The organism is Xanthomonas cucurbitae, from assembly GCF_002939885.1.
Taxonomy (GTDB): Bacteria; Pseudomonadota; Gammaproteobacteria; order Xanthomonadales; family Xanthomonadaceae; genus Xanthomonas; species Xanthomonas cucurbitae.
In genome coordinates, this window is record NZ_MDED01000148.1 from 1 (window position 1) to 364 (window position 364).

Annotated in this window: 1 protein-coding gene; it reads left to right on the forward strand. The window is 56.6% G+C overall.

Annotated features, from left to right (window positions below; all coding sequences use genetic code 11):
• The coding region (locus XcuCFBP2542_RS19135; RefSeq protein WP_146090394.1) for a transposase at window positions 1-292 on the forward strand (292 nt) is incomplete at its 5' end.
• Between the last annotated feature and the right edge of the window lie 72 nt (window positions 293-364).

Below are 364 nucleotides of genomic sequence, written 5' to 3' on the forward strand. Positions count from 1 at the left end.
GGCGAGCAAGCGCAAGCTGCGCTACCTGATCGCAGAAAAGCGCTCGAAGTTGAAGCAGATCAAGAACAAACGCGCGTTGAAGCGGGCAAAGCATTGGGAGCACACCAAGGCCAGCTTGCGGGCGAAGGTGGAGCATCCGTTCCGCGTGATCAAACGCCAGTTCGGCTACGTCAAGGTGCGCTATCGCGGTTTGGCGAAGAACACCGCGCAGGTGTTGACGCTGTTTGCGCTGTCGAACCTGTGGCAGAAGCGAAAGCACTTATTGCCTGCTGTGGCCGAGTTGCGTCTGTAATCCGGGGAAACCCTCGGAAATGAGCTGAAAACGGCGAAAATCGAAGGTTTGAACGAGTTTTACGCGACCCAG